The sequence below is a fragment of the Candidatus Zixiibacteriota bacterium genome (genome assembly GCA_035380245.1).
In the GTDB taxonomy this organism is placed as follows: Bacteria; Zixibacteria; MSB-5A5; order GN15; family FEB-12; genus DAOSXA01.
Genome location: DAOSXA010000001.1, coordinates 442,964 through 466,024 on the forward strand (window position 1 = coordinate 442,964; position 23,061 = coordinate 466,024).

Genomic DNA, 23,061 nt, shown 5'->3' on the forward strand with positions numbered 1-23,061 from the left:
CTTACTTTTCGTGCCAATCGGGCAACTTTTGCGATTTAATCTTTTTTTGCAGGGTCAGACATCCCTCGAGCAATGACTCGGGACGGGGCGGACAGCCGGGGATGTATACATCAACCGGGACTATGTGATCGATACCCTTCTCGACGGCATAACTGTCATAATAGAACGGGCCGCCCTTGACGGTGCATCCGCCCATGGCAATGACATAACGCGGCTCGGCCATCTGATCATACAGGCGACGCAACCGCGGGGCCATCTTTTTGGTAATCGTACCGGCGGCGATGATCAGGTCGGCCTGACGCGGAGTCGGGCGGAAAATCATCCCTAGCCGGTCGAAATCAAAACGTGAGGCGCCCGTGCACATCAATTCGATAGCACAACAAGCAGTACCGAACAACAGATACCATACCGACGCCGCCTGGGCGTTTTTAAGAACGCACTCCAGACTGGTGGCTACCATACCACCACCGGGGAATTTCTCGAGGTAATAGGGCACTTTTTTGACTACGCCCATTCCAGTGCTCCTTTTTTCCAGGCGTAGAACAGCCCGAACATCAGGATCAATATAAACAGAACCATTTCAACCAGGGCGTACAAGCCCAGTTGTCCGAACGCCACCGCCCAGGGGAACAAGAATACCGCTTCCACATCGAAAATGACAAAGATCAGTCCGAAGATGTAGAATCGGTTGTGAAACTTGATCCACGAACTCCCGATTGGCAACTCCGCACACTCATAATTCAGATTCTTCTCTGGGTATGGGTGGTTCGGGCGAAGCAACCTATTGAGGAAGAACGTTATCAGGACGATCCCGGCGCCGACGATAATAAAGATCAGAACGGCCAAATACTCCGACATCTCACATAGCCTCTCGCTGTCAATTCAGCAGTTTGTGACTGAATTCACAATTCTTGGGATTGCAAGAAACCGCTTATTCGATCAATGTCAAGGGATTTTTTCCCTCGTATTGAGACCATTTTAACAGGTCCCTTTCTGCTCCCCATTTATGCCGTCAAAAACAGGTCGAATTACCATAATCTTGGTCCCGATTAACGACCTGTTTATGATGCCTTACGTCTCTTTCGGTTCCTGACTCGGTGTCAGGTCAGGTTGCTTGCAACCTGAAACGGAAAACCACCCCTCGATAGTTTCGACATGAGTCAACCGGAACGTCTTTCCCGCGAAAGAAAGTGTTGAAAAAGCCATACGCCCGGACATTCTGACAAACGCAACCGTAATACGAGCGACACAAGGCTGCCCGCTATGCGAGGTCAGGACTCTTTAACGCTTAGCGATGGGGCTTGTCTCCGCCGCCGCAGAGGTTTTTCAACGCCCCCATACATACACAGGGGCCATTCAATTTGGAGGGATTCTCAATTACGAAGGTAATCAGGTCAGGCCCTTGGGGCCCATCAGTTCGGTAAAGGCTCGGAGAAGATCCTGATCGTAAGCCTCACGAAGAGAAAAAAGAATTTTCAGGCAGGGATACGTGTCCATAGCCTTCTGGTAAACACGTTCGGAGGTCATGGCATCGAACGAATCGGCAATGGCCACAATCCGTGAGAAAATGTGCATATCCTCGATACCGATAGCGTTTGGATAACCGCTGAAATCACCCCGTTCGTGGTGCTGCAACACCGGATAGTACGAGGCTGAAGTCAGTTCATCGGTTTCGGTCAGTAGTTCCAGCCCCCACTTGGGATGCTGTTTCATGATCTCGAACTCGTAAGGAGTCAGGGCGGATTTTTTATTCAGGATCCGGTCGGAGATTTTCGATTTGCCGATATCGTGCAGCAACGCTCCGGTACCGAGTTCATGAAGGAATTTCTTGTCCTTCATACCGAGTTGTTGGGCAAGGGCAATGGCGAAGGTGCAAACGTTGACCGAGTGCGTGTAAGTGTAATAATCGAACGAAGTCAGGGTTAACAAACTCAGGAATGCCTCACGTCCCTGAAGGATAAAGCCTACGGTGTTGCTTACGAGTTCCTTGGAACGGCGGATATTCTCTCCATAAGTAGGATTAGCCAGGACATCCTTGATCAGATTGGTCGAGGTCTCATAGAGAATTCCGGCTTTTTTCTCTTCATTGATTTCCGGATCGGCCAGGACCTTGTCCAGGTTGCGCTCGATATAGTGCTGGTAGTTGGTTTTTTTGTCGCCGGGGATAAACAGCCGGTCGACTTTGTTTTCGAGTAATTTCTGGCGTGTTCTTTCGGTAAAAGGCAAATTAGCCGACCGATAAAGGACCATCCGGCGGTCGAGCTTTATATACAAATCGAAATCAAGAACCGAGTCGACCCGGATACAATCAAGGTAGATCGGCATATATTCGACTTTAGTCTGTGTATTTACAGTCGGTGTTTCCATACCAAATAAAACAGGCTCCACAGGGTAGTCCGTTTATACCATTATCGGCGAAAAAACGCTACCATTAACAAGCAAAACCCTCCGGGTGTGGCTCCGGAGGGTTTTGTGCGCAGGAGGGAAGTGTATGGACAGTGTAAAGCGTCAAGATCCGTAATTTTTAATCATACCCAGAACGGAATGCAGCGAACTGGTTATGTTGGTCAGTATCTTGGAATAACGCTTAAGCAGTTCCGAATACTGCCAGCGCATCTGGAAAGCTTTCTCCGGGAAATCGAACAGTTCCAGCAGCGTGACTTTATAGATCTCATCGATATAGCGGATGATGTAGTAAGGATACTCCGGGATATTGGGATCATCGACCTCTCCCCGGCTGATTCGGTCACGATAGACCTCAATCTTTTCAAGCATGACCGTACCGAAACACCACGGGGTCATAATCACCCCCAGATTGGCGCCGTCGGTGTAGAAACGCCGGATAGTCTTAAGAAGCAGATCGACAATGACGCCCCGGGCGCGATAATAAGCCAGTGTCTCGACAGACTTGGGATTGCAAATCTTGATCTTCTCATCCAGGGCTGTACGCTCTTCCGAGGCGCGATTATAAGTAGCCTCTAAAAACTGATAGAAATCTTCGAAATAGACTTTCGTATTCTCCGACAGAGACATGACAAAGAACCCGTTGTCGTCTTTGCGCACCCGCGGCTCCTGGGTGGTGGCCAGTCTCTCGTTTGAGAATCCTCTTTTGAACTTACCTTCTAACATCACTTCCTCCGTGCGTTGTTGTCTGCCCCCCTTTGAGCACAGGCCGTGCCGTTTTATCCCGAGAGCCGCAAGAACGCATGAAGCACCGGTTAACTTGTTGTGGGACTTATGCATTCGTAGTATGGGAAAACTCCCACAGGGGCTGCCAACAAACGAAAACAATAAGGCAGGCGATTGCGCAGGTCTGACGAATCGTTCACATGTCTGTAAGAGACTGCAACGATTTCCATGATCAGGCATGTTGGTCAAAAAGCGGTCAAAATCAACGCTCAGCCGTTATAGAAGTCGATTCTTCGAAAGAACATTTCGAGAGAGTCCGATAAATTTAATGTCTTTCGTTGACTGTTAATTTCAAACGTTCTGGAGGAACGAACAATGCGTGACCAGTTCAGGCGCAACGGCCGGCCACGTGAAAAGTGGGGTAAGAAATCGAACAAGTCGGAGCAACCATACCAGGACCCTCAGCAGAATCGATATAAACGGCTCAAGAAGAAATCAATGATCCGCGATTTGGAGGAGCATGAATCCTGGGAACTTCAGGAAGTCTGAACGCTCCCGTTGAACGATTGCCGACATTTCTGACGCCCGCACCGGTCGCGGGCGTTTTTCATTGGTGTCGACCGATAGTTTACTACTTGCGTTGATTGAGAATCGATCCGTTTTTAGGGGAGTCGGACCAGACTATAGTGACAGTTTCCGGTCCGGTTTGAAGTGGCTAACGATAACGACTCGGAGGCGATAAATGTTGAGAACAGCTTTGGTTGCTTTAGCAATACTACTTCTGGTGAGCGGCTTGGCGGCTCAGGACACCACTCTGACGGCACCGCCGGCGGACCTGCTCGATTCGATTCTGACGGTTGTCGGTTTTTCACGAAGTGATCTGGGCTATCGCCCGGCCGGATATTGGACTCGTTTTCCGCTCGACGTGCCGTACAAGCTGACCTCGTTCGAGGCGCTTTATGCCGAACCGCTCAAGCTGTACGACTACGCGGCGGTGATGGCCAACAACGTTGAGACCTATCTGGCACCTATCCCGGTCGATACAACCGGGGAGAATCTTTATCGTCTTGTTTACAGTCTCGGGGTCGATCGGAAATTAGGCGGATTCCGTTCGTATTCCGCCAACCTGGTATCGGCTCCGGACGGCAAAACCCCGTTAGCTTCGGCTGTAGATCGACTTTATTGGCTGGCTGACGAGCCGACCGATATTTCGAGCTTTGGAGAAAAATCAGGTTGGCCGCCGCATCGGATGGACAGCCTGGAGATTCTTCCGCTAATGCCGGACACTGTCCGCAGCATCCTGGCGAAAGTTGTGGCCAATCTGGCCGAGGCGATCCGCTGGCGCAATCGTGCTTTTCGCAACTGTGATCGAGACGCCATGCTGAAAGCGATGGCCCTGCGCGACCTGGCCGAAACCCAGGGGGACGGTCAAGTTTACCACCCGGAACTGGATGATATCGCGGCGACGATCGACTGGCCTTCGCTGCATTACGCAGCTCTTAAAACCGCCGCTGTGGCCGGATGGGCGGAGGTGGAATTAGGCCGTATCAACACCGCTTTACCGGAGAGAATGATTTATGCCCTGCCGACGCCGTACGGTCGGATAATTGTGGTAACCCCGGGACATCGCGGAGTTCTCCCGATAAATTGCGACAATACCCTGCTGGTGGTAGACTTTGGCCAGGACATTCATTATACCGGAGCGGTTGCAGCCAATCATAATCTGCTCAATCCGGTGTCGGTGTTGATTGATATGGGCGGTAACGATGTTTACGGGACCGAGAACGAACACAATGAGCCGATTGCCGGGGTCGGTTTACTCGGAGTCGGGCTGTTGCTGGACCATCAGGGTGACGATGAGTACCACGGCTCGGTTTTTGCCGAGGGAACCGGCCTGTTCGGAGTCGGCGTATTATATGACCGGCAGGGTGACGACCTCTACAAGGCCGAAGTGAGCGCTCAGGGTTGCGGTTATTTCGGGATCGGTCTTTGCCTGGACGGTCTCGGTAATGATTTGTATTACCTGTACGGCGACGGCCAGGGGATGGGAGGAATCGGCGGCGGGGTGGGTGTATTGGCCGATTACGACGGTAACGACAAGTTCAGCGCCGAGCCATTCTCCCGGATTTATGACCGCGGCGACTACCACAGTGAGGGACGTATCAACGCCAATAATGCCCAGGGAGCGGGAATGGGGCGGCGCGGCGATGGCTCCGACGGCCATGCCTGGGCCGGAGGTCTTGGAGCGATTATTGATATATACGGTGATGATGAATACTATTCCGGCAACTGGACGCTGGGGATCGGCTATTGGTTCGGCACCGGTATCGCAGTCGATCGCTACGGCGACGATAAATACAAGTCGTGTTATTTCACCCAGGGGTCCGGCGCTCATTTCTGCAACGGGATATTACTAGATGAATCGGGCAACGACCGGCACGAGCTGTTCGAAACAGCCGGAGCGGCGCTTGGTTTCGGCTGGGATTTTACCAACGCCTTTTTGATCGATAAGGGTGGAAACGATTTTTACCGCGCCGTTAAAATCTCGATGGGGCTGGCACAGATACGCAGTTGTGCGTTTCTGATCGACATCGGCGGCGATGATGAATACTGGCTCGGCGCCGGTACACCGGGTCTCGGTGAAGCCAGTTACCTCGACAACTACGATCACCCGGGTAAAAATACCCTCTATTATAGCTATGCCAAATCGTTCGGCGGTTTCATCGATGCCGGGGGCACGGACAAATACTATGAGTTCGAGGGGGACGAGCCACGCCTGCACCCGACGGCGAAAAATGGGGAGCTGTGGTTCCAGCCAGATCAGAGCGACTCGACATTCGGAGCCGACAACTACGGAGTGGGGCTGGATGCCTCCAGCGGCACCGTGCCGGAGTTTTTCAAATGGAAGTTGTAAATGAAAGATGATATTCTTACATATCGTGAGATGTGTGATCTGGAAGATGTCCAGACACTACAACGAGGGATGAACTTTCAGTTGAATCCGACGCATTCGGTTGTGCTTATGTCTCAACGATCAAATGCACCTTACTCGGACATGATCCTAGAAGATGGGATCACCATTGAGTATGAGGGTCATGATGTCCCGAAGTCGACTGAGGTGGTAGACCCAAAACGAGTCGATCAAGCCCTCATTACCAAAACAGGCAGCCTGACGCAGAATGGACTATTCGTGAAGGCTATTGAGGAGTACTGCAAGAAGAACCGATCAGCGGAGAAAATCCGTGTGTACGAGAAACTATTTTCAGGAGTGTGGTCATATCGTGGTCTCTTTGATTTGGTTGACTACTACCAGGTTCAATCAAATGAAAGGATGGTGTTCAGATTCCGCTTGCAGCTTACCGAGGATGAGGCAACCAATACGACTGATGGTCTCAGAAGGCGCACCCGGATTATACCCACACAGGTCAAGAAGGAGGTTTGGGAAAGGGACGGAGGTAAATGCGTTATATGTGGAGCTACCGATGAGTTGCATTTCGATCATGATATCCCATTCTCCAGAGGAGGGGCTAGCATTACAGCTGATAACGTCAGGATACTCTGTGCACGCCACAACCTCCAGAAGAGCGACAAGATTCAATAGAATTCGTACGAGATTGATACCTTACTGCTGGTATCAACCACCAAAATCGATATGAAAGTTGGGTGGACAAAGGAGTAGTTCAATGAAATACGGAGCACGCAATCAGCTTACGGCCAAGGTCGCCGGGATCAAGAAGGGCGATATCATGGGACAGGTCAAACTCGAGCTTCAGGGAGATGCTGTCATGAGTTCGGTTATGACAGTGGACTCGATCAAAGAGCTCGGTTTGAAAAAGGGTGAAACGGTCAAAGTCGTGGTGAAGGCGATCAACGTCCTGGTCGTGAAGGAATAGCCGTTCCCGGCGCACATCCATATCAATACCCGGGCATCGCGGGCGGTTTTATCCCGTTCGTAATACCGCTATACGATTAAGAGCGTCGGCCTCTTTAAACAAGCTCTTGGGTGTTGGGAACTAACGGATGCCGGCGTGTTTGAGAGCGCGGGCGAATTTGGACTCGGTCTGGCGAAGATAAGGAATACCCAGCGATTCGAATATCTTGCGCAGGGAGTCAACTACCGTTTCGAGCCGATTGGTGTCGGTCAGTTCCACTTCGAGTTCATAATCAACAGAGCCGTCCGAGAATTCGGTTTTGTCGATTTCGAGAATATAATTGTAATCGCCGATCTTGAACGATTTCCGCTGACGGACATTCTCGAACTTGACCAAAATCATCACATCCAGTTCACCGACCTTCTCTTTGAGGTATTGGACCGGGATGACGTTCATCGCCATAACATCGCGTTGCAGTGCCAGGATATCCAGCACCTCCCCGCGGCTGATCTCAGCCTCTATTTCCTGACGAATGAAGGCATCCCCCTCCTCGACCGCAATGCTCTTGATCGTTACCAGTCCACGATCGTTTTCGGCTCGCGCCCTTAGCGCCCAGCCGGATTTGGCTAGTTGGCGATCCTCGGTATCGAAGAAGGCGTTTAACTGCCGTTCTTCTTTATCGATCTGCCCCAGGAAACCAAGCAACTTCAGGTAGTTGGTAAAAGCTCCCAAATCGAGCTTGATTTCTATCTCTTTGTTCATGCGGTTATCTGATCCCATATCTGTTGTACATTATAACGAATTGATCACCGAGGAATCAAAGATTTATTTCCAAAAAAAGCAGCGGCCAATAAAGAAGGGCGGAATCCGTCAGGAATTCCGCCCTTGTCAACTCAACTCATTAGTTTACACTGAGTATTTCTCCGTAATCTCCACATTCTGATCGGCGTCATACACTTTATAGATATGTTCGGGGATCGTCGTGTCGCGGAGGAGGTTAATCTTGAACCGGTGGACTTTGCAGAGTCGAGCGAGACGACCGGTACCGTTGTCGGCCAGTTCTTCGGACAAGCCGGGACTGACTACCAGATGAAAACTGCGATACTTGTTGTCAGCCTTGGCTCGCATGAACCAGCGTTCGATCTTGGTTGCGGTTGTGTCCTTGGACGGGATACGGCCGAGGCCGTTGCAATGCGGACAGGGTTCGCTCAAAGTCTGCATGTGAGAGGGACGAATCCGCTCGCGGGTCATTTCCATGATACCGAATTCGGTCACGGGATTAATGGCTCGCTTGGCGCGGTCGCGCTCGAAACAACGGCAGAACTCTTCGTAGAGCTTACGGCGGTTTTCACGGCTGTACATATCGATAAAGTCCACGATAATAAGACCGCCGATATCGCGTAATCTAATCTGCCGAGCCGCCTCACGAGCGGCCAGAATGTTGGTCTCGAAGATCGTTTTCTCCTGATCGCGTTTGCCGACGAACCGACCGGTGTTGACGTCGATCGTCACCATCGCTTCGGTTTGGTCGATGATCAGGTAAGCGCCCTTCTTGATCCAGACCTTCCTTTCGAGCATTTTCTCGATTTCCGGTTCCAGATTGTACATGTCGAAAAGCGGCAGGGGGCCCTTATGAAGCTCGACCCTCTTGCGCAGGGCCGGCGCCACATGGCGGGCGAAGCTGATGATCTTCTTGTAATCGGCTCGGTTGTCAACGATCAGGCGATCGACATCTGCCGTGAAGACATCGCGAATGCGGCTGACCGTCACTTCGGCCTCCTTATGAATGAGGACCGGAGCCGGGGAACTCTCGGCTTTTCGGATCAACTTGCTCCAAAGGCGCATAAGACGTTTGATATCACCTTTGAATTCAGCTTCCGACTTACCCTCTCCCTCGGTTCGGATAATGAGCCCGAATCCTTCGGGACGAAGCGGTTCCAGGATTTTACGCAGACGCTTCTTTTCACCCCAATGGGCAATTCGTTTCGACACGCGAATATGGTCATCATCCGGCACCAGCACGAGAAATCGGCCGGGGATGGAGACTTCGGTTGCCACCCTGGGACCTTTGGTGCTGATCGGTTCTTTGATGACCTGAACCAGGATTTCCTGGTTCTTTTTGAGAACGGTTTCGATTCCGGCGCGGCGTTTCTTGCGGATGATGTCGGCGGGGGATTCTTCCTCCATTTCTTCCGAGTCACCATGGCGGGCATACACCTTGCCGACATCCGAAGAGTGCAGATAAGCTGCTTTCTCCATGCCGATGTCCACAAACGCTGCCTGCATACCCGGCAGAACGGTTTTAATGACGCCTTTATATATATCACCGGCGATGCGATCGGTGTTATGGCGGTCGACCTCGAGTTCTACCAGCTTGCCGTCCTCAAGAATAGCCACGCGGGTTTCATATTCTGTTGAGTTGATGAGGATTTCTTTTTTCAACTGACTTTCTCACCTCCTTTCATGACCTCACCAAAACGCTCTCCCGCTTCCGGCCGCATTCCGTTCAAGAAAGAACGTCCGTCCATCGGTTTCTTCCCCTCGGGCACCAACTCCTCAATTTCGACTGCCGTATCGGCGCACTTGATCAGAAGACGCTTACGATCGGCGAGAACCGTCCCCGGCGCGGCTTGTAAATCGACCGATTCGGTCACCGGCCGGCAACGGTATATTTTTACCTTCTTACCTCGGAAAAAGGAGTAGGCGCCCGGTCGGGTGGACAGCCCGCGCACGAAATCTTTGATCCGTTCGGCCGGAAATCCAAAATCAATCAGTCCGTCGAATGGGGTAAGTTTCGGCGCCGGCGAAGCCAGAGCGTTATCCTGCCCGGTCGGATTAAAATCCGACCGCTCGATTCGATCGAGCGTATCAAGCAGGAATTGGCCCGAAAGGTCCGAAAGCCGGGCATAGAGCGTATCGTAATTTTCGTTCGGATCGATATCCGTTTTTGTCTGAAGAATGATACTGCCGGTATCCACATCGGTGTTGAGGAAGAAACTGGTCAGGCCGGTTTCTTTTTCACCGTTGATTAATGCCCAATTAATCGGAGCCGCACCCCGATATTTAGGCAAAAGTGAGGCGTGGATATTAATGGAGCCATAACGCGGAAGACGAAACAGGCTCTCCGGCAGAATGCGAAAAGCTATCACCACGAACAGGTCCGTATTGAATTCGGCCAGTTGCTGGTGGAGTTTCTTGCTTTTAAGCGATTGAGGAGTCAGGACCGGCAAATCAAGATCATTGGCAAGACAACAGACATCAGTGGGACACTCATCACCTCGTCGCCCGCGTCTTTTAGACATGCCCGTTACCACCGCTTGCACTTCGTGCCGGCTGTTTTGGAGGGTTGCCAGCGGTTTGCACGCAAACGCAGGCGTACCCATGTAGATGATCTTCATGCGATGCCGGTCAGGCCGGGGCGCGGATATGATGCGGCTATATTGCTATAGACCGGGAAGAATCCGAAAAAGGCTCTTTACGATGCTGTCTTTATTTTACGAAGGCGGCCTTTGAGCAGGGTCCGGGTTAACGGTGACATGTGATCGATAAACAGCACACCCTGAAGATGGTCATACTCATGTAAAACCGCTCGTGCAGCCAATCCTGTGGCTTCGAGTTCGAATTCGTTTCCGTCCAGGTCGGTCGCTCTGACCTTTACTTTTCCGGGACGTGTGAGTCTCTGATAAATCCCGGGGAAGGACAAACAGCCTTCCTCCATTTCTTGCTCTCCCTCGGTTGCAATAATCTCGGGATTTATGAATACTCTCAGGGTTTCGGTAATGTCTACCGCCGACAAATCAACAATGAAAAGGCGTTTGAGAACGCCTATCTGGACCGCTGAAAGGCCCAGACCCTTTGCTTTTTTCAGAGTGTCCGACATATTGGACACTAAATCTTTGATTTCCTGGTCGATCTTTTCAATCGGCTCGGAAACTTCCCTTAAAACGGGTTCGCCGTAAGTTACAATCCGGCGCTCAGCCACGGCTGCTCCTAATTCAAGCTTCGACCCGACCGGCAATCGAGGATTTGAGGAACTCCATTTTAATTTCGCCAACCTTGAGGACGATGATCTTACGGTCGTCATCGATGGCGAATATGGTTCCGAACATCCCGCCGGAGGTCACTACTCTATCACCTTTTTTCAGCTCATTTAAAAGCTGTTCATGTTCCTTTTGTTTTTTTCGCTGCGGACGGATCATCAGCAGATACATCAGGACGAAAATCAGGCCGAACCAAATCAGGGTGATCATGCCACCACCGCCGCCGTCCTGTCCGCCAGCCATTAATATTGGCCAGTTGCTAATCAAAACTTCTCCTTATCATTATCGGTCAACTGCTCAATATCTGAACAGGCTAATATCTGGCCGACAAAGGTATAAGTCAACCGTTTGTTTGCCAAGCAATTGATTATAGAAATTAAACCGGACTATTTGGGCCCCGGTTCCCGGAAGACACAAAGCCGTCAGACAAAGACGCCTGACGGCGCAAAAACACTCAGCCCACGGACTCCTTGTCTTCCCGACGAATCCGTAGCGGCGGGGCGGAACCGTCCTTGCCCTCACCCATATACAAGGTAATGTTCGGGAAGGGAATCTCGATATTCCGCTCGTCAAACGCCGCCTTAAGCAACCGGTTGTAGGCACGCCTGATTTTCCATTGCTTGATCGGGAGGGTTTTGATACGCGCTTTAATAACCAGCGCTGAATCGCCGAACTGGTCCAAACCAAGAATTTCAATATCTTCCAGGATATAGTCTTTGTAGTTGGGATCTTGCCGCAGCTTTCCGCCGATCTCGGCCATCACTTCGATCACCTCGTCGATATCCTCGCGGTAAGCCACACCGATTTCCAGCAGGCAATAACTGAATTCCTTGGTCATATTGGTTACGACGGTGATGTTGGAGTTCGGGATATAGTGCACGTTGCCGTCAAGACCGCGAATTACCACCTGGCGGAGGTTGACTCTTTCCACGATCCCGCTCTTATCGGCTATCTCGACCACGTCACCCACGCGAATCTCATCATCCAGAAGAATGAAGAAACCATTGGCGACATCCTGAACAATGTGTTGGGCTCCGAAGCCGATCGCGATACCGGCGACGCCGGCGGCGGCCAGGAGCGGCCCGATTTCTATTCCGAGTTGCTGAAGGATCAACATAACCGCCACTGACAAAACAGCCAGACGCATCACCGTGCGGAACATGGAACCGAGCGTTTCAGCCCGTTTCAGATGTTCGTTATCATCGCGGACACGTTTGTATATTGCGGTTAACCGATTGGCTATGACACTCACGATCAGCAGGGCCAGGAATGTGAGAAGCAGTATTACTCCCAGTTTGATACCCTGCGTTGTGAGCCAATGGATTACGTCTTCCCAGGCGATGTGCACTTCTTCAATTGGATTCAAGAGAGTCCTTTCCGCAGTCTATCGTCTAGAACCATTTCTTGCGGCGGAAATAGAGCACCATTCCGCCGCCTATCACAAAGACCAGTCCCCAGAACAACAGATAACCGTAAGGGAGACGGAGTTCGGGCATATTGAAGGGGCTGATATCAGGGTCAAAATTCATGCCGTATACTCCGGACAGGAAACCCAGGGGAATGAAGATCGTAGCAATCACGGTAAGGACCTTCATAACCTCATTCATCCGGTTGGAAATGCTGGTCATATACAGGTCGAGCAATCCCGAAACCATGTCCCGGAAGGTTTCGACATTGTCGATCACCTGCACGACATGCTCGTACAAATCGCGCCAATAGGGTCGGAATTGGTCGTCAATATGGCTCGATTCGGTCCGCTCGACAAACCCGATAACTTCGCGCAACGGCCAGGTGGCTCGGCGCATGAGAAGCAACTCACGTTTCAGATCGTGTAACTGCCCCAGGTGTTCCTGCTCGGCGCTGTTGATCAACTCCTCTTCGAGTCCCTCAATATGCTCGCCGATCGTTTCCAGGATAACGAAATACTGGTCGACAATAGCATCGATCAGGCTGTAAGCCAGATAGTCGGCATGCATCATACGCGTGCGCGGCACCGTACGAGCCAGACGTTCCCTGACCGGCTGGAAAACATCACCGGCTACCTCCTGAAAACTGATCACCAGCCTTTCGGAAAAGATGAAACTGACCTGTTCGGACCTGATCCGATTCGTTTTCGCGTCGAAGTAAAGCATCTTCAGTATGAAGAAAATCCCTCTACTCAGTTCTTCCGACTTGGGGCGCTGACCGGTGTTCGCGATATCCTCCAGCGCCAGCGGCGGGATGTCAAACTGCTTTCCGATCTTCTGAATAACATCCGTATCATGTACACCGGTGACATTAATCCAGGTGGTGTTGGAGGAATCTCGATAGGGAAGACAGTCCTCGACTGATACGTCGTGGATCTCCGTCAATTTATCTTCGGAGTAATCGATTACATCGATTCTGGCCGGTCCCGGTCGATCTACGCCGATGTAGACAACACTTCCCGGTCCCAGACCGACCTTCTTGGATATTTTCTTCATGTATCTGGTCATTATCTGCTCCCTTTGGAGGCTCCTGTTACCCGCCTGATGATTGTGTTCACCGTTGGTCAGGACAAGTTTTTACTCATCGATTGAATCAAGGCTGACGGATCCGTGAAAGAATGTCCGGCAATGTGAAACTGCGCTTCGACCGGGCCTTGTGCATTGACAGAAATCGGATTTATCCGTAATTTGGGACTGAGTGTCTTTGTTGCCAAACAAGGGAGAAATGAGTGGTCAAATCGTCAAGATGGTTTTTATCAACCGTTTGCCTCATAATTGTGCTGTTGATTTCATGCTCGGGGGATGAGACTTTTCTCGGTACTTCGGATTCCGCCGAGGGAAGAGCCTACCAGGCAATTATCGATAACATAACAACTCTCAACGAAGCGGCCTCAGCCACTCATCCATACCTGGTTAGCCAAAAAGACAGCAGTTGGTTTGATCCCAACAACTATTTCTCAGTTTTGACCCATTTGCACCCGGAAGGCAGCACGATCCTGGACTATGTCTACTACTACGACGGTGATGGGCGCCCCTTTATGTACAGCCGCCCGGATTCGGTCGAACCGATCGGTTCTTACGATGAATACGTGCTCTATGTAACCAGCGCCCCGGAAAACAGTCCCTATTGCTATTATCTTGATCGCGTTGAAGCGGAAGACTGCGACGCCGGCTACTTTGAGGCGGTGTTGCTCCGGCTGCTCGGCGGGCAATTTTATCTGGCATGGCATAATTTGTATAACGACACGCGGGTGGTTTGCAGCCGCGCTGCCCTCGAAGCGATTGTTGATAAGTACGATTTTGGCTCTTATGAACGCCAGGCGCTTGAAATTGAGCCCCATGTCGGATTCCGTTACGATGCCGACTATGCCTATGTCAGCCTGGTGACTTTCACCAAGTGGGGTGGATTGTATCGCCGGGAATATCGCGTTTCTCGAACGCTACCCCTGGAAGTTAGTCAATTCAATTCGATCTGTCTGGCCCATTATGATTGCGGCTATGTTTATTAAGACCACCATCGGCCTGAGATATCCCCAATATCCTATATTGTAACAAAACGGACACCGGGATCGAAAAGGATGTCGGCGGTTGAATTCCTCTGGGAACGTTATTGTTGCCGAGGGACGGATTAAAGAGCTGTGCCCTTTGCCATTCCAGAAAAACACGACCACAATGCGGGCGACACAAGGCCGCCCGCTACACGAGGTTAGAACCACTGAACGCGTAGCGGCGGGGATTTGTCTCCGCCGCAGAAGGTTTTTTCAACAGCCCCATTGGCCGGAACCTCAGAATTTTATAGTCTCCGGAAATCCTGTTCATGGTTCACTTCACATACCACTTGCTGTTGGCCCACCCCTTGGTTTAATTCATCGTGACATAAGGAGGACGAGATGAAAGAAGTGATAAAAACCCAGAACGCTCCGGCAGCAATCGGACCGTATTCACAGGCCATCCGAGCTTCCGGGGAAACGATGCTGTTTTGTTCGGGTCAGATTGCACTCGACCCGGTCGGAGGAAATCTGGTCGGCACTAACGCGGCACAACAAGCACGACAGGTTTTGAACAATCTCAAGGCAGTGATTGAAGCTGCCTCCGGCAATCTATCGCAAGTAGTCAAGACGACCATATATCTCAGCGATATCAACGATTTCAGCGCGGTAAACGAGGTCTACGCCGAGTTTTTCGATAACCGTCCCCCGGCCCGCGCCGCCGTAGCCGCAGCCGCTCTTCCCAAGGGCGCCAAAGTCATGATCGAGGCCATTGCCGTTCTCGGTTGAGAACAAACAATAATCACAAACATCTGACGGTGCCATAACGAAGCCGCCGATCTTACGACCGGCGGCTTCACCATAAGAGCACTGTTGCTAATGGCATTGAGCGGTTAATACCACTCAAGTTCTTTCAGAGCCGGAATATCTTCGAACATTTCGTAATTTATCTCTTCGAAAAGATCCGCCATATCCTCGAGATATTCGGCTTTCTGCTCCAGCCGCTCCGCCTTGGTTTCGATCTTATCCGCGGCCAGTTCCATGTCGCGCTCGAAATCATCATCGTCGTACGAGGTGAAAAGCATCTTAAAAAGCCCGCCGATAGCCTGAAGCCCCAATTTGGCTCCATGGATGCCTATTTTGGCTCCTTCCCAGCCGATCTCCTTGGCATAATCGCGTAACTCGAAGATGAGCGTGTAATAATCATCTACCAGTTTTTGCTGGTCGGCGTTCAGTTCGACCTTGACCTCGTTGACATACAGCTCGTGTTTCTCATTGATCAGGATCTCGTCATCGAAATAAAGCTCGTGCGTCAGATAGATATCTTCATCATCGATCTCTATCTGGACTTCGCCCATTCGGCATTTGTTGAGGCTGGTTATACTGATCTCGTGATCGCTGTCGTTATCGAAATAAACACGTGGAGACGCCAGAGCGTATGAGCATGTCAGGCTCAAAGCCAGCATCACGAGCAGTATTGTGATCTTTTTCATACCATTTCCCTTTGCGCAGAAATCAAACCTCATCTTATAGGCTTCCATACGAATTCACTCCCCTCAGGTTTCGGTTGTGACTAAAAAATGATGGGGCATCCCTGCGTCCCGGATCCTGTTGATCAATGGAACTTGTTAACGCAGGGCCACTTGCCGTGTGATAAGCGTATGGGGAATGCCGTCCGGCAACGATTCGGATCCGATAAAATAACTCCGATTAAAAAGCCCCTCTGCCGTGTGAAGTTCGAATGGACCGATACACAGCCGAGGGGCTAAGCAATTACACCGCTAAATCGATGCTCAATCTATAAAGATTCGAGACCTACTTTTTCTTGACCGGGTCTTCGAGTTTCTCTTCGATATGGGCCAGTTTGCGGGCTATTTCGACCTTCTTTTCCAGATCCGCCGCGAGCCTTATGACAATTTTAGCTCCGTCGGGTGAACCACCGCCGTGCATACAGCCGGGGACACCGCCGCCGATCGTGCTCCACTCCACCAGGCGTGCCGCCCGGGTGCGAGTCTCAGCCGAAGCCTTGGCTTTCATGTACTTCTTGATCAGATGGCCGTATTTAGCCGACTCGAAATCAACTGCTGAGGGTATGCAACCGGTTTCGGCAATTCCGCCGGAAATGTCCTGGGCCAGTACCGAAGTTTGATACGGCAGAGTTGCAACGTGTACTTTGTTGACGTTGGCCAGTAGCGGATCGCATTGCCAGGCGCCGGAAGGATGTTTCTTGCCACAAGCGGCGGCGGCAATACCCATCCCGAAAGTCGTCTCGTTATTGATGTGCATCTGGATCAATTTATCGTTGAATACTTTCGAGGAAAGACCGTTCGCCCGGGCCACGAGAACCGCCGCACCGATTTTGACATCTCCCTGCCCCGCGACACAGCCGCCAATAGCCGAACGATACGGCATGATGAAACTCTGCACCGCTTTGAGACAGTATTTGAATTCGCCACAAAGAAATACCCGCTCGTTGGGAATGAAAACATCTTCAAACAACAGGAAGGCCTGCGTGATACCACCCTCACTGACCGGATTGTCGAAGCCATCTTCCTCGTCGCGACGGTCGGAGGGATGTCTGGTCTCAACGATCGTGAGCCCTTCGATGTCACGCGGAATGACAAACGAAACGGCGTAATCCTTGTCGTCTTCGCGATAGCCGGAACCGGGCAGGATGAAAACCTCATTGGCTGCCGCCACCCCGCAGATCATGATCTTGGCTCCTCGCACGACAATACCGTTGTCCCGTTTCTCCACGATGCGAAGAAACATATCGGGATCTTCCTGTTGCGAGGGGGCCTGAGTCCGATCACCCTTGGGATCGGTCAAAGCACCGGAGACGGTAATGTCGCGGCTCTGAGCATCCTTGAGCCAGGCCAGAAAACGCTGATGGTAATCGGTGCCGAGGTCATGATCCATCTCCCAGGTGGTAATGAACATGGCGTTCAAAGCCGTCCATCCGGCACATCGGCCGCCGGTGCAAGTACCGGTCAGGTTGAACATGAGCCGTTTCATTATAGAGTTGGCATACATGTCCTCCGGCTCGCGGATGATCGAGAGATATCGGCTTATCGGCTCCCCGGTAAGATGCGAAACGGTCGTCATCTTATCCTTCAACTCCGGATCGGCCGCGGCTTTGAATGCCCAGCCGTGCCCTTCCACCGTCCGTTTGGTAGCCGGGTGGGTGGTGACATCATCAATCAACTGATCGAACTTGTAGATGTTGGGGCGCATGGCGCGCAGCGACTGCAAGTATTCCTCATAGGTCCTGATAGCCATAATGTTGCTCCTTGTTCCTCAATGCGTTGATATCGCCAACAATATATGTCATGCGGTGATCGGGTGGCAAGAAAAAGGGCCGGTTAAAACCGGCCCTTTATATTCAGCTTGTTGCGATTTCAGATCAGGAGATTAGGGTAATACCAGGTTGAAATCACTAGTGAAGCCGCGGGCTGAGCTGCCGCCGATGTTGATTGCGGCATGATCGTTCAAAATGCCGATACGCATTTTGACCTTATCCATAGCGGTCATGTTGATGTCATCGACCGAACCGATAGTGTTACTTCCCGCCATATCACATTTAAGAACCAAGGTGTAGGTATCGTTGCTATAACTGTAATTGGCCGTAATATCCCAGCGGCTTTCGGGATGTGCGGCAAACCAGACGTTGCGCGTGGAATCCAGATAGAAACCCGGAACCATGTCGCCGACTTCCCATCCCGTTGAACTGGTTGCCGTACTCGAAGAGATAATATCTTCCTTGTACATGACAAGACCGTCAAAAGCAGCCAAATCCTTGTGAACATACGGCGGCCGGGTCTGGTCAAGCAGGATATTCTCATAAGCCACTTTCTGCTGGCCCGAATCGGATACCAAATCAGCGCCGTCCCAGGTCATACCTTCGGCCAAATGAACCGGAGCGGTAGTAAGCGACCGCCAGTTCCAGACATCCCAGAAAGTGCTGTTATCAAACATAACCAGGACTTGATCTTCCCCGCTGGTTTCCGGGTTACGGGAGAACAAAAATTCCGGGGGAAGGTCAACCAGAGACCAGTTGCCGCGAGTCTGATTCAGACTGTCGTCGGTCCAGATCAACCGTAAATAAAGATCCCCCTCGGAGGTAATCGCCTGCAACGAGAGAGAATCGGTCAGGGTGGCCAAAGCCGTCGGCGGAGCGGTTCGGTAGTCAACATCAAGTTTCGTAGCCGTTGCCATGCCCCACTGCGAATCGTTAACATTATTCATGTCGGGCGGAGTGGTAACCTCCACAGCCGTTACTTCAACTAAAGTCGGTTCGTTTCCGTTGCCGTCGTCGTCGTCGTCACTGCCGCAACCGACCCAGGTAAGACAGGTGAGCAGCAGCGCTACTCCGAGTAACTTCCTCATAAGCTTTCCTCCAAAATCAACCACAGGATATGTACAGTACAAGATAGCCCAACCATAACAGCTTGCAAAGCACTTATTTACTGTATCCGTTTGACGGCAATCATGGTCAGATCATCGAACACATGACTGCTCGCCGCCCAGGCCTTGACGGCATTGTAAACTGCGCCGAGTATCTCCCGCGAGGATCGATCCCGGTTGCTTCGCACCACTTCAATCAATCGATCGAGACCAAACTCCTCGCCTTTATCGTTAAACACTTCGGATACACCGTCGGTATAAAAAAGTAATACTTCTCCGGCATGAATGTATAACGGCCGTTCCTCGTATTCGGCTTCGGCCGTGACTCCCATCACCGGTCCCCCTTCGCGCAGATACTCCACGGAGCCGTCGACTCGGAGTAAAATCGGCAGATTATGACCGCAGTTGGCGAAAGTCAGTACATGGTTCTTGGCGTCGAGCACACCGTAGACCGCCGTCACGAACCGGCCCGGTTGCAGCGATTCGGTTAAAAGGCGATTGACCTTCCGGCAAATAGTCCGGATCGAATAATTATTACGAATCTCGGCGATCAGCGAGGCTCTAAACGAAGCCATAATCAAAGCTGCCGGAATGCCTTTTCCGGCGACATCGGCAATGGCAATGCCGTATTGAGATTCGACGATTCGAATAAAGTCGTAATAATCTCCACCGACCTGGAACGACGGGATATTCTGCCCCGCGATATCGTAACCTGCTATCGACGGCGTACCATCGGGCAGGAATGTCTGCTGTATTTCACGGGCGATGTTAAGCTGCTCTTCGAGCTTCTTGGCTGAGATTATTTCTTCGTGGAGACGGGCGCGTTCGATCGAAATGGCCGCGTGATTGGCAAAAGCGCTCAGCAACGACCGATCCGAACCCTGGAAAGCGTGCATTTCATTGCTTTCGAGGTTAATCACACCTATCACCAGATCATCGAGGATGATCGGCACGGCCATTTCACTGCGCGTTTCCGGGCGAGCCGTAACATAGCGATCATCGGCCGTGACATCCGGGACGTTGATCGTTTCGCCCGATTTGGCGACATATCCAACCAGCCCCTGGCCGACTTTCAGGCGTACCTTGGCGTCAAGCGCCGGATCATAGCCAACCGTATAAAGTGATTGAATATCACCTTTTTCGGAATTGATCAGATAGACACCGCCGGCGTCATAAGAAACGGCCTCCTTGAGTGAGCTAAGGATTTCCTGGAGGACCTCATCCAGACGAAGCGGACTGGAGAGTTTGATGCCGATATCGTTCAGGAGCCGCTTTTCCAGAGCTTCACGTCGGGCCAGACGATACAAATGGGCATTGTCGAGAGCTACGGCAATCTGGTTGGCCAACCCGATCAACACATCGAGATCGGCATCATCGAATCCCCCGTCACTCTTGTTAATCGCCTCGATAACACCGATCATCTGTCCTTTGCCGATCAACGGCACCGACATAACCTGACGAAGTTCGATCTCACCCAGACGACCCAATTCATGGTCAACACGTTCATCCCGGGCCGCTTCGTTGATTATAACAGGCTCGCGGTAGTGAGTCATCCAACCCAGCAATCCGGAACCGAACTCGCGTCGGAACACCCGGATCTTACAATCGACGCAGTGCATGAGACGGACCTTCATATCGGTCCGGTCATGATCGACCCGGAATAACAGCGCCGCTTCACAATCCGCGGCTGCAATTACGAGCCGAAGCACCCGTTCAACGAGTTCCTCATATTCCAGGGTGGAGTTGAATGTCCGGGCCGCTTCCAGAAGCAGCTTTTCGACACGAGTCTGGTGATGGTGCGATGTCTCTGACATAACGGCCCCAAGGTAACCCAAAGGCGAACATTGTCAAACAGTTATATCGGTTTCTACAAGCCTAGTTTTTGACCTTACAGAGAACCGATTCAAACGGATTAAAAATGAGTTCGACAGGTTTTACCGGCAATCCGGGGATTTCGAACTCCTGTTGCAGCTTGTCAATCATTACACGAGTGTAAACCTTTCGGTTCTCACCCAGTCTGATTTCAACCGGCATGAACATTTTAAAACCTTCGGGAACTCCCTCCACCTTCACGCGGCACTTAACCCGATAGCGACCATCTTCATCCTGAACCGGATCGTAATCGAACTTGTAGGTCGGCAGCTCCGTCCCAAAAACCCATTGCTGGAAAAACCAGTCCATGTCGATGCCGGTGTACTTCTCGGTGAGAGCCTGAAAATCGGCCGTGGTGGCATATTTACCGCGCCAGTCGCGATACCATTCCTGCATCATGCGCAGAAACAAGTCTTCCTTCATCGTGTCCAGATTCAGGAGCATGTTGCGCAACATGTGAAGCACCAGTGCGCCTTTTTTGTAGACCACCAGACTGTAGTCGTCTTCGGTTTTGCTGCTCGAGGTACGATATCCCAGGATAATCGGTCCCGACTCCGCGCCCTTGATAAACAGGTACTTGCGGACATCGAATATCCGGTCGCGGTACTCACGAAGTTTATCGGTGAATTTCTCCTGACCGTAAGCGGCCTGGTAGTACATCAGTGAGCTGTAGGTAGCGAATCCCTCCGAGAGCCATTGGTCATGATACGAAGAATAATCGACACCTACCCCCCACCATTGATGCGCTACTTCGTGGCTGCGGAGAATTCGTTCCGCTCCCCAGGTGTCGGTCTCCCAGAACTCATGGCCGAGATGAATGAAGCCGGGAAACGCCTCGCCGTGATAGGCGAATATCTCACTGACCGTCGTCTTGGGATAAGCGTATTCGCCAAACAGCCGCTCGAACAGACGGAGAGAACCCTCGATATCTTCAGCCACGTATTTCTGTCGATTGCGATTAAGATGAACATCCTTGTGATAATAAATATCAATCGGGCCGGTCTCCTCATCGCCGAACTCGAACCTGGTCATATTGCCGATGGTGAAAGTGACATTGTCGGCCGGTTCTATCGTTTGCCAGCGAGTCATCAGGGTATCATCGACCGTTTCCGACATGGTGTTCCTGCCGGTAGCCACAAAGGCGAAATCCTTGGGCGTATAGAAGGTCATATCGAAATCGACATGAGGTTGCGCCGATGTGCGCGGGTACCAGTCGGCCCCGGCGCTGACGATGAACTCACCGTTAAAGCGTTCGGCAATCTTGCCCTGATAGAAAAACTTGAATACGACTTTTTCATCCGGCTGATATACTCGGTTCAAAAAGAGATAGAGCGGCGAAGAACGGTTGTCACGCTTTGTCCAGCGCAGAAATGCCACCGGTGTTTCGGTTTCGTCAAGGATACTGTCAACGGTCAGCTCCGGATGCAGAGTCAGCGGGGTTAGTTGTGTCGGGTCATGAAATCCGACCGTCATTTCCGCCTTGCCACAATAGTTCCCGGAGCGATCTATCGAACCGCTCGTGCGATACTTAATCGGACGGAGACGTGATTTGGCATGACCGCCTATATGGGGATATTCCGCAACGTCATACTGGGAATAACTGCTTATCAGTTCCATGTATCTGACCCCGGGTTCCCAGAGTTCCCGCGACAAACTGACTTCTTCGGACCAGTCCGGATCGAACCAATAACGAACGGGGGGATATTTTTCGGGTTCGACATCGACCATGAGATAGGGTCGTTCCGCCGGACGCATCAGACCGGTCAGCACCAGAAACAGGTGCCCGTAGTTCTCGCGTTTGGTAATTTCGTCGATCTTCCCGTCCATCCAGCGCAGTTCTTTTCCTCCGAACGGCTTAGCTCCGGGTGTTCCCCAGGCAGTCAGACTGTCATAGATTTCCTGAGAAAAATAAAGGGCCGTTCGCTCGAAAGACGCGTCGAGCGAGTCGGATTTGAAAAAGCGCCGGATCTGCTCCCGTTCGTATCTTAGCTGCGGGGTAAATTGGAAGCGGCCTTTCCCCTCGAACATTGCTCCGTACACTCGCGGGACACCGTCAATTACGACCGGCTTCAGAAAGGCCAATCGTCCGGTATCCAGAACAAGATGAAAACCTTCGTGCTCGATCGTACGACCGACGATTGTGAACACCTCGGTCGTGTTGAGATCGGCATCGGCCATTGCCTCGACCACAGCCTTCAACTCCTCGCCGGTGGCAGCCATAACCTGCCCCGAACCGATGTACAGAAAACCGAAAAACAGCAGAACTGCCCGCAAGACTCTTGTCACCTTC

22 protein-coding genes are annotated in these 23,061 nt (G+C 51.6%); 6 read left to right on the plus strand and 16 right to left on the minus strand.

From position 1 onward, the window contains the following. Position 1: 1 nt before the first annotated feature. From PLF13_01725 to PLF13_01740, 4 genes are all read right to left on the minus strand, one after another. Entirely contained in the window at positions 2 to 514 is a 513-nt protein-coding gene (locus PLF13_01725; protein HOP05989.1) for an NADH-quinone oxidoreductase subunit B family protein, read from the minus strand. Continuing rightward, positions 505 to 858, minus strand: a complete 354-nt coding sequence (gene ndhC / locus PLF13_01730) for an NADH-quinone oxidoreductase subunit A (GenBank protein HOP05990.1) — start codon at positions 856 to 858, stop codon at positions 505 to 507. The genes PLF13_01725 and ndhC overlap by 10 nt, the downstream gene beginning before the upstream one ends. A gap of 531 nt (positions 859 to 1,389) precedes the next feature. Continuing rightward, a complete protein-coding gene (locus PLF13_01735) occupies positions 1,390 to 2,367 on the minus strand; it encodes an HD domain-containing protein (protein ID HOP05991.1) in 978 nt (325 codons plus the stop codon). A gap of 141 nt (positions 2,368 to 2,508) precedes the next feature. Continuing rightward, positions 2,509 to 3,129, minus strand: coding sequence for a hypothetical protein (locus PLF13_01740; protein ID HOP05992.1), 621 nt, complete (start codon positions 3,127 to 3,129; stop codon positions 2,509 to 2,511). Between the two features lie 375 nt (positions 3,130 to 3,504). Here PLF13_01740 and PLF13_01745 point away from each other — a divergent pair, with 375 nt between their 5' ends. From PLF13_01745 to PLF13_01760, 4 genes are all read left to right on the plus strand, one after another. Continuing rightward, entirely contained in the window at positions 3,505 to 3,678 is a 174-nt protein-coding gene (locus tag PLF13_01745) for a hypothetical protein (GenBank protein ID HOP05993.1), read from the plus strand. Between the two features lie 193 nt (positions 3,679 to 3,871). Continuing rightward, entirely contained in the window at positions 3,872 to 6,043 is a 2,172-nt protein-coding gene (locus PLF13_01750) for a hypothetical protein (GenBank protein HOP05994.1), read from the plus strand. After that, entirely contained in the window at positions 6,044 to 6,730 is a 687-nt protein-coding gene (locus tag PLF13_01755; GenBank protein ID HOP05995.1) for an HNH endonuclease, read from the plus strand. An 82-nt stretch (positions 6,731 to 6,812) separates the two neighbouring features. Beyond that, positions 6,813 to 7,022, plus strand: coding sequence for a TOBE domain-containing protein (locus PLF13_01760; protein ID HOP05996.1), 210 nt, complete (start codon positions 6,813 to 6,815; stop codon positions 7,020 to 7,022). 120 nt (positions 7,023 to 7,142) lie between these two features. Here the strand turns inward: PLF13_01760 and PLF13_01765 are convergent, their stop codons facing one another. The 7 genes from PLF13_01765 to corA all read right to left on the minus strand — a co-directional run bounded on the left by PLF13_01765 (position 7,143) and on the right by corA (position 13,515). Next, the gene (locus PLF13_01765) at positions 7,143 to 7,763 is read right to left on the minus strand and encodes a CYTH domain-containing protein (GenBank protein ID HOP05997.1); all 621 of its coding nucleotides are present in this window, start codon (positions 7,761 to 7,763) and stop codon (positions 7,143 to 7,145) included. A 144-nt stretch (positions 7,764 to 7,907) separates the two neighbouring features. Next, the gene (locus PLF13_01770) at positions 7,908 to 9,443 is read right to left on the minus strand and encodes an Rne/Rng family ribonuclease (GenBank protein HOP05998.1); all 1,536 of its coding nucleotides are present in this window, start codon (positions 9,441 to 9,443) and stop codon (positions 7,908 to 7,910) included. Beyond that, entirely contained in the window at positions 9,440 to 10,399 is a 960-nt protein-coding gene (gene fmt, locus PLF13_01775) for a methionyl-tRNA formyltransferase (GenBank protein ID HOP05999.1), read from the minus strand. The genes PLF13_01770 and fmt overlap by 4 nt, the downstream gene beginning before the upstream one ends. Before the next feature lie 77 nt (positions 10,400 to 10,476). Beyond that, a complete protein-coding gene (gene def, locus PLF13_01780; GenBank protein HOP06000.1) occupies positions 10,477 to 10,983 on the minus strand; it encodes a peptide deformylase in 507 nt (168 codons plus the stop codon). A 13-nt stretch (positions 10,984 to 10,996) separates the two neighbouring features. Further along, on the minus strand, positions 10,997 to 11,308 hold the full coding sequence (yajC, locus tag PLF13_01785) for a preprotein translocase subunit YajC (protein HOP06001.1): 312 nt from the start codon (positions 11,306 to 11,308) through the stop codon (positions 10,997 to 10,999). A gap of 187 nt (positions 11,309 to 11,495) precedes the next feature. After that, entirely contained in the window at positions 11,496 to 12,407 is a 912-nt protein-coding gene (locus PLF13_01790; GenBank protein ID HOP06002.1) for a mechanosensitive ion channel family protein, read from the minus strand. 25 nt (positions 12,408 to 12,432) lie between these two features. Further along, positions 12,433 to 13,515: a magnesium/cobalt transporter CorA gene (corA, locus tag PLF13_01795; protein HOP06003.1), complete on the minus strand. Its 1,083-nt coding sequence runs from the start codon at positions 13,513 to 13,515 to the stop codon at positions 12,433 to 12,435. A 221-nt stretch (positions 13,516 to 13,736) separates the two neighbouring features. On the opposite strand from corA, the gene PLF13_01800 reads away from it, so the two are divergent. Both PLF13_01800 and PLF13_01805 read left to right on the plus strand, forming a co-directional pair. Continuing rightward, the gene (locus PLF13_01800) at positions 13,737 to 14,516 is read left to right on the plus strand and encodes a hypothetical protein (protein ID HOP06004.1); all 780 of its coding nucleotides are present in this window, start codon (positions 13,737 to 13,739) and stop codon (positions 14,514 to 14,516) included. 381 nt (positions 14,517 to 14,897) lie between these two features. Next, positions 14,898 to 15,284 (plus strand): Rid family detoxifying hydrolase, encoded by a 387-nt coding sequence (locus tag PLF13_01805; protein HOP06005.1) that lies wholly within the window; start codon positions 14,898 to 14,900, stop codon positions 15,282 to 15,284. A gap of 104 nt (positions 15,285 to 15,388) precedes the next feature. Here PLF13_01805 and PLF13_01810 read toward each other — a convergent pair whose 3' ends face one another. The 5 genes from PLF13_01810 to PLF13_01830 all read right to left on the minus strand — a co-directional run bounded on the left by PLF13_01810 (position 15,389) and on the right by PLF13_01830 (position 23,057). Beyond that, the gene (locus tag PLF13_01810) at positions 15,389 to 15,988 is read right to left on the minus strand and encodes a hypothetical protein (protein ID HOP06006.1); all 600 of its coding nucleotides are present in this window, start codon (positions 15,986 to 15,988) and stop codon (positions 15,389 to 15,391) included. A 322-nt stretch (positions 15,989 to 16,310) separates the two neighbouring features. Continuing rightward, complete coding sequence (locus PLF13_01815) at positions 16,311 to 17,774, minus strand: 4-hydroxyphenylacetate 3-hydroxylase N-terminal domain-containing protein (GenBank protein ID HOP06007.1); 1,464 nt, start codon at positions 17,772 to 17,774, stop codon at positions 16,311 to 16,313. Positions 17,775 to 17,906: 132 nt separating this feature from the next. Continuing rightward, positions 17,907 to 18,881, minus strand: a complete 975-nt coding sequence (locus PLF13_01820; protein HOP06008.1) for a hypothetical protein — start codon at positions 18,879 to 18,881, stop codon at positions 17,907 to 17,909. A gap of 77 nt (positions 18,882 to 18,958) precedes the next feature. Continuing rightward, on the minus strand, positions 18,959 to 20,713 hold the full coding sequence (locus PLF13_01825) for a SpoIIE family protein phosphatase (GenBank protein HOP06009.1): 1,755 nt from the start codon (positions 20,711 to 20,713) through the stop codon (positions 18,959 to 18,961). Between the two features lie 61 nt (positions 20,714 to 20,774). Continuing rightward, a complete protein-coding gene (locus tag PLF13_01830; GenBank protein ID HOP06010.1) occupies positions 20,775 to 23,057 on the minus strand; it encodes a M1 family aminopeptidase in 2,283 nt (760 codons plus the stop codon). Positions 23,058 to 23,061: the final 4 nt, after the last annotated feature.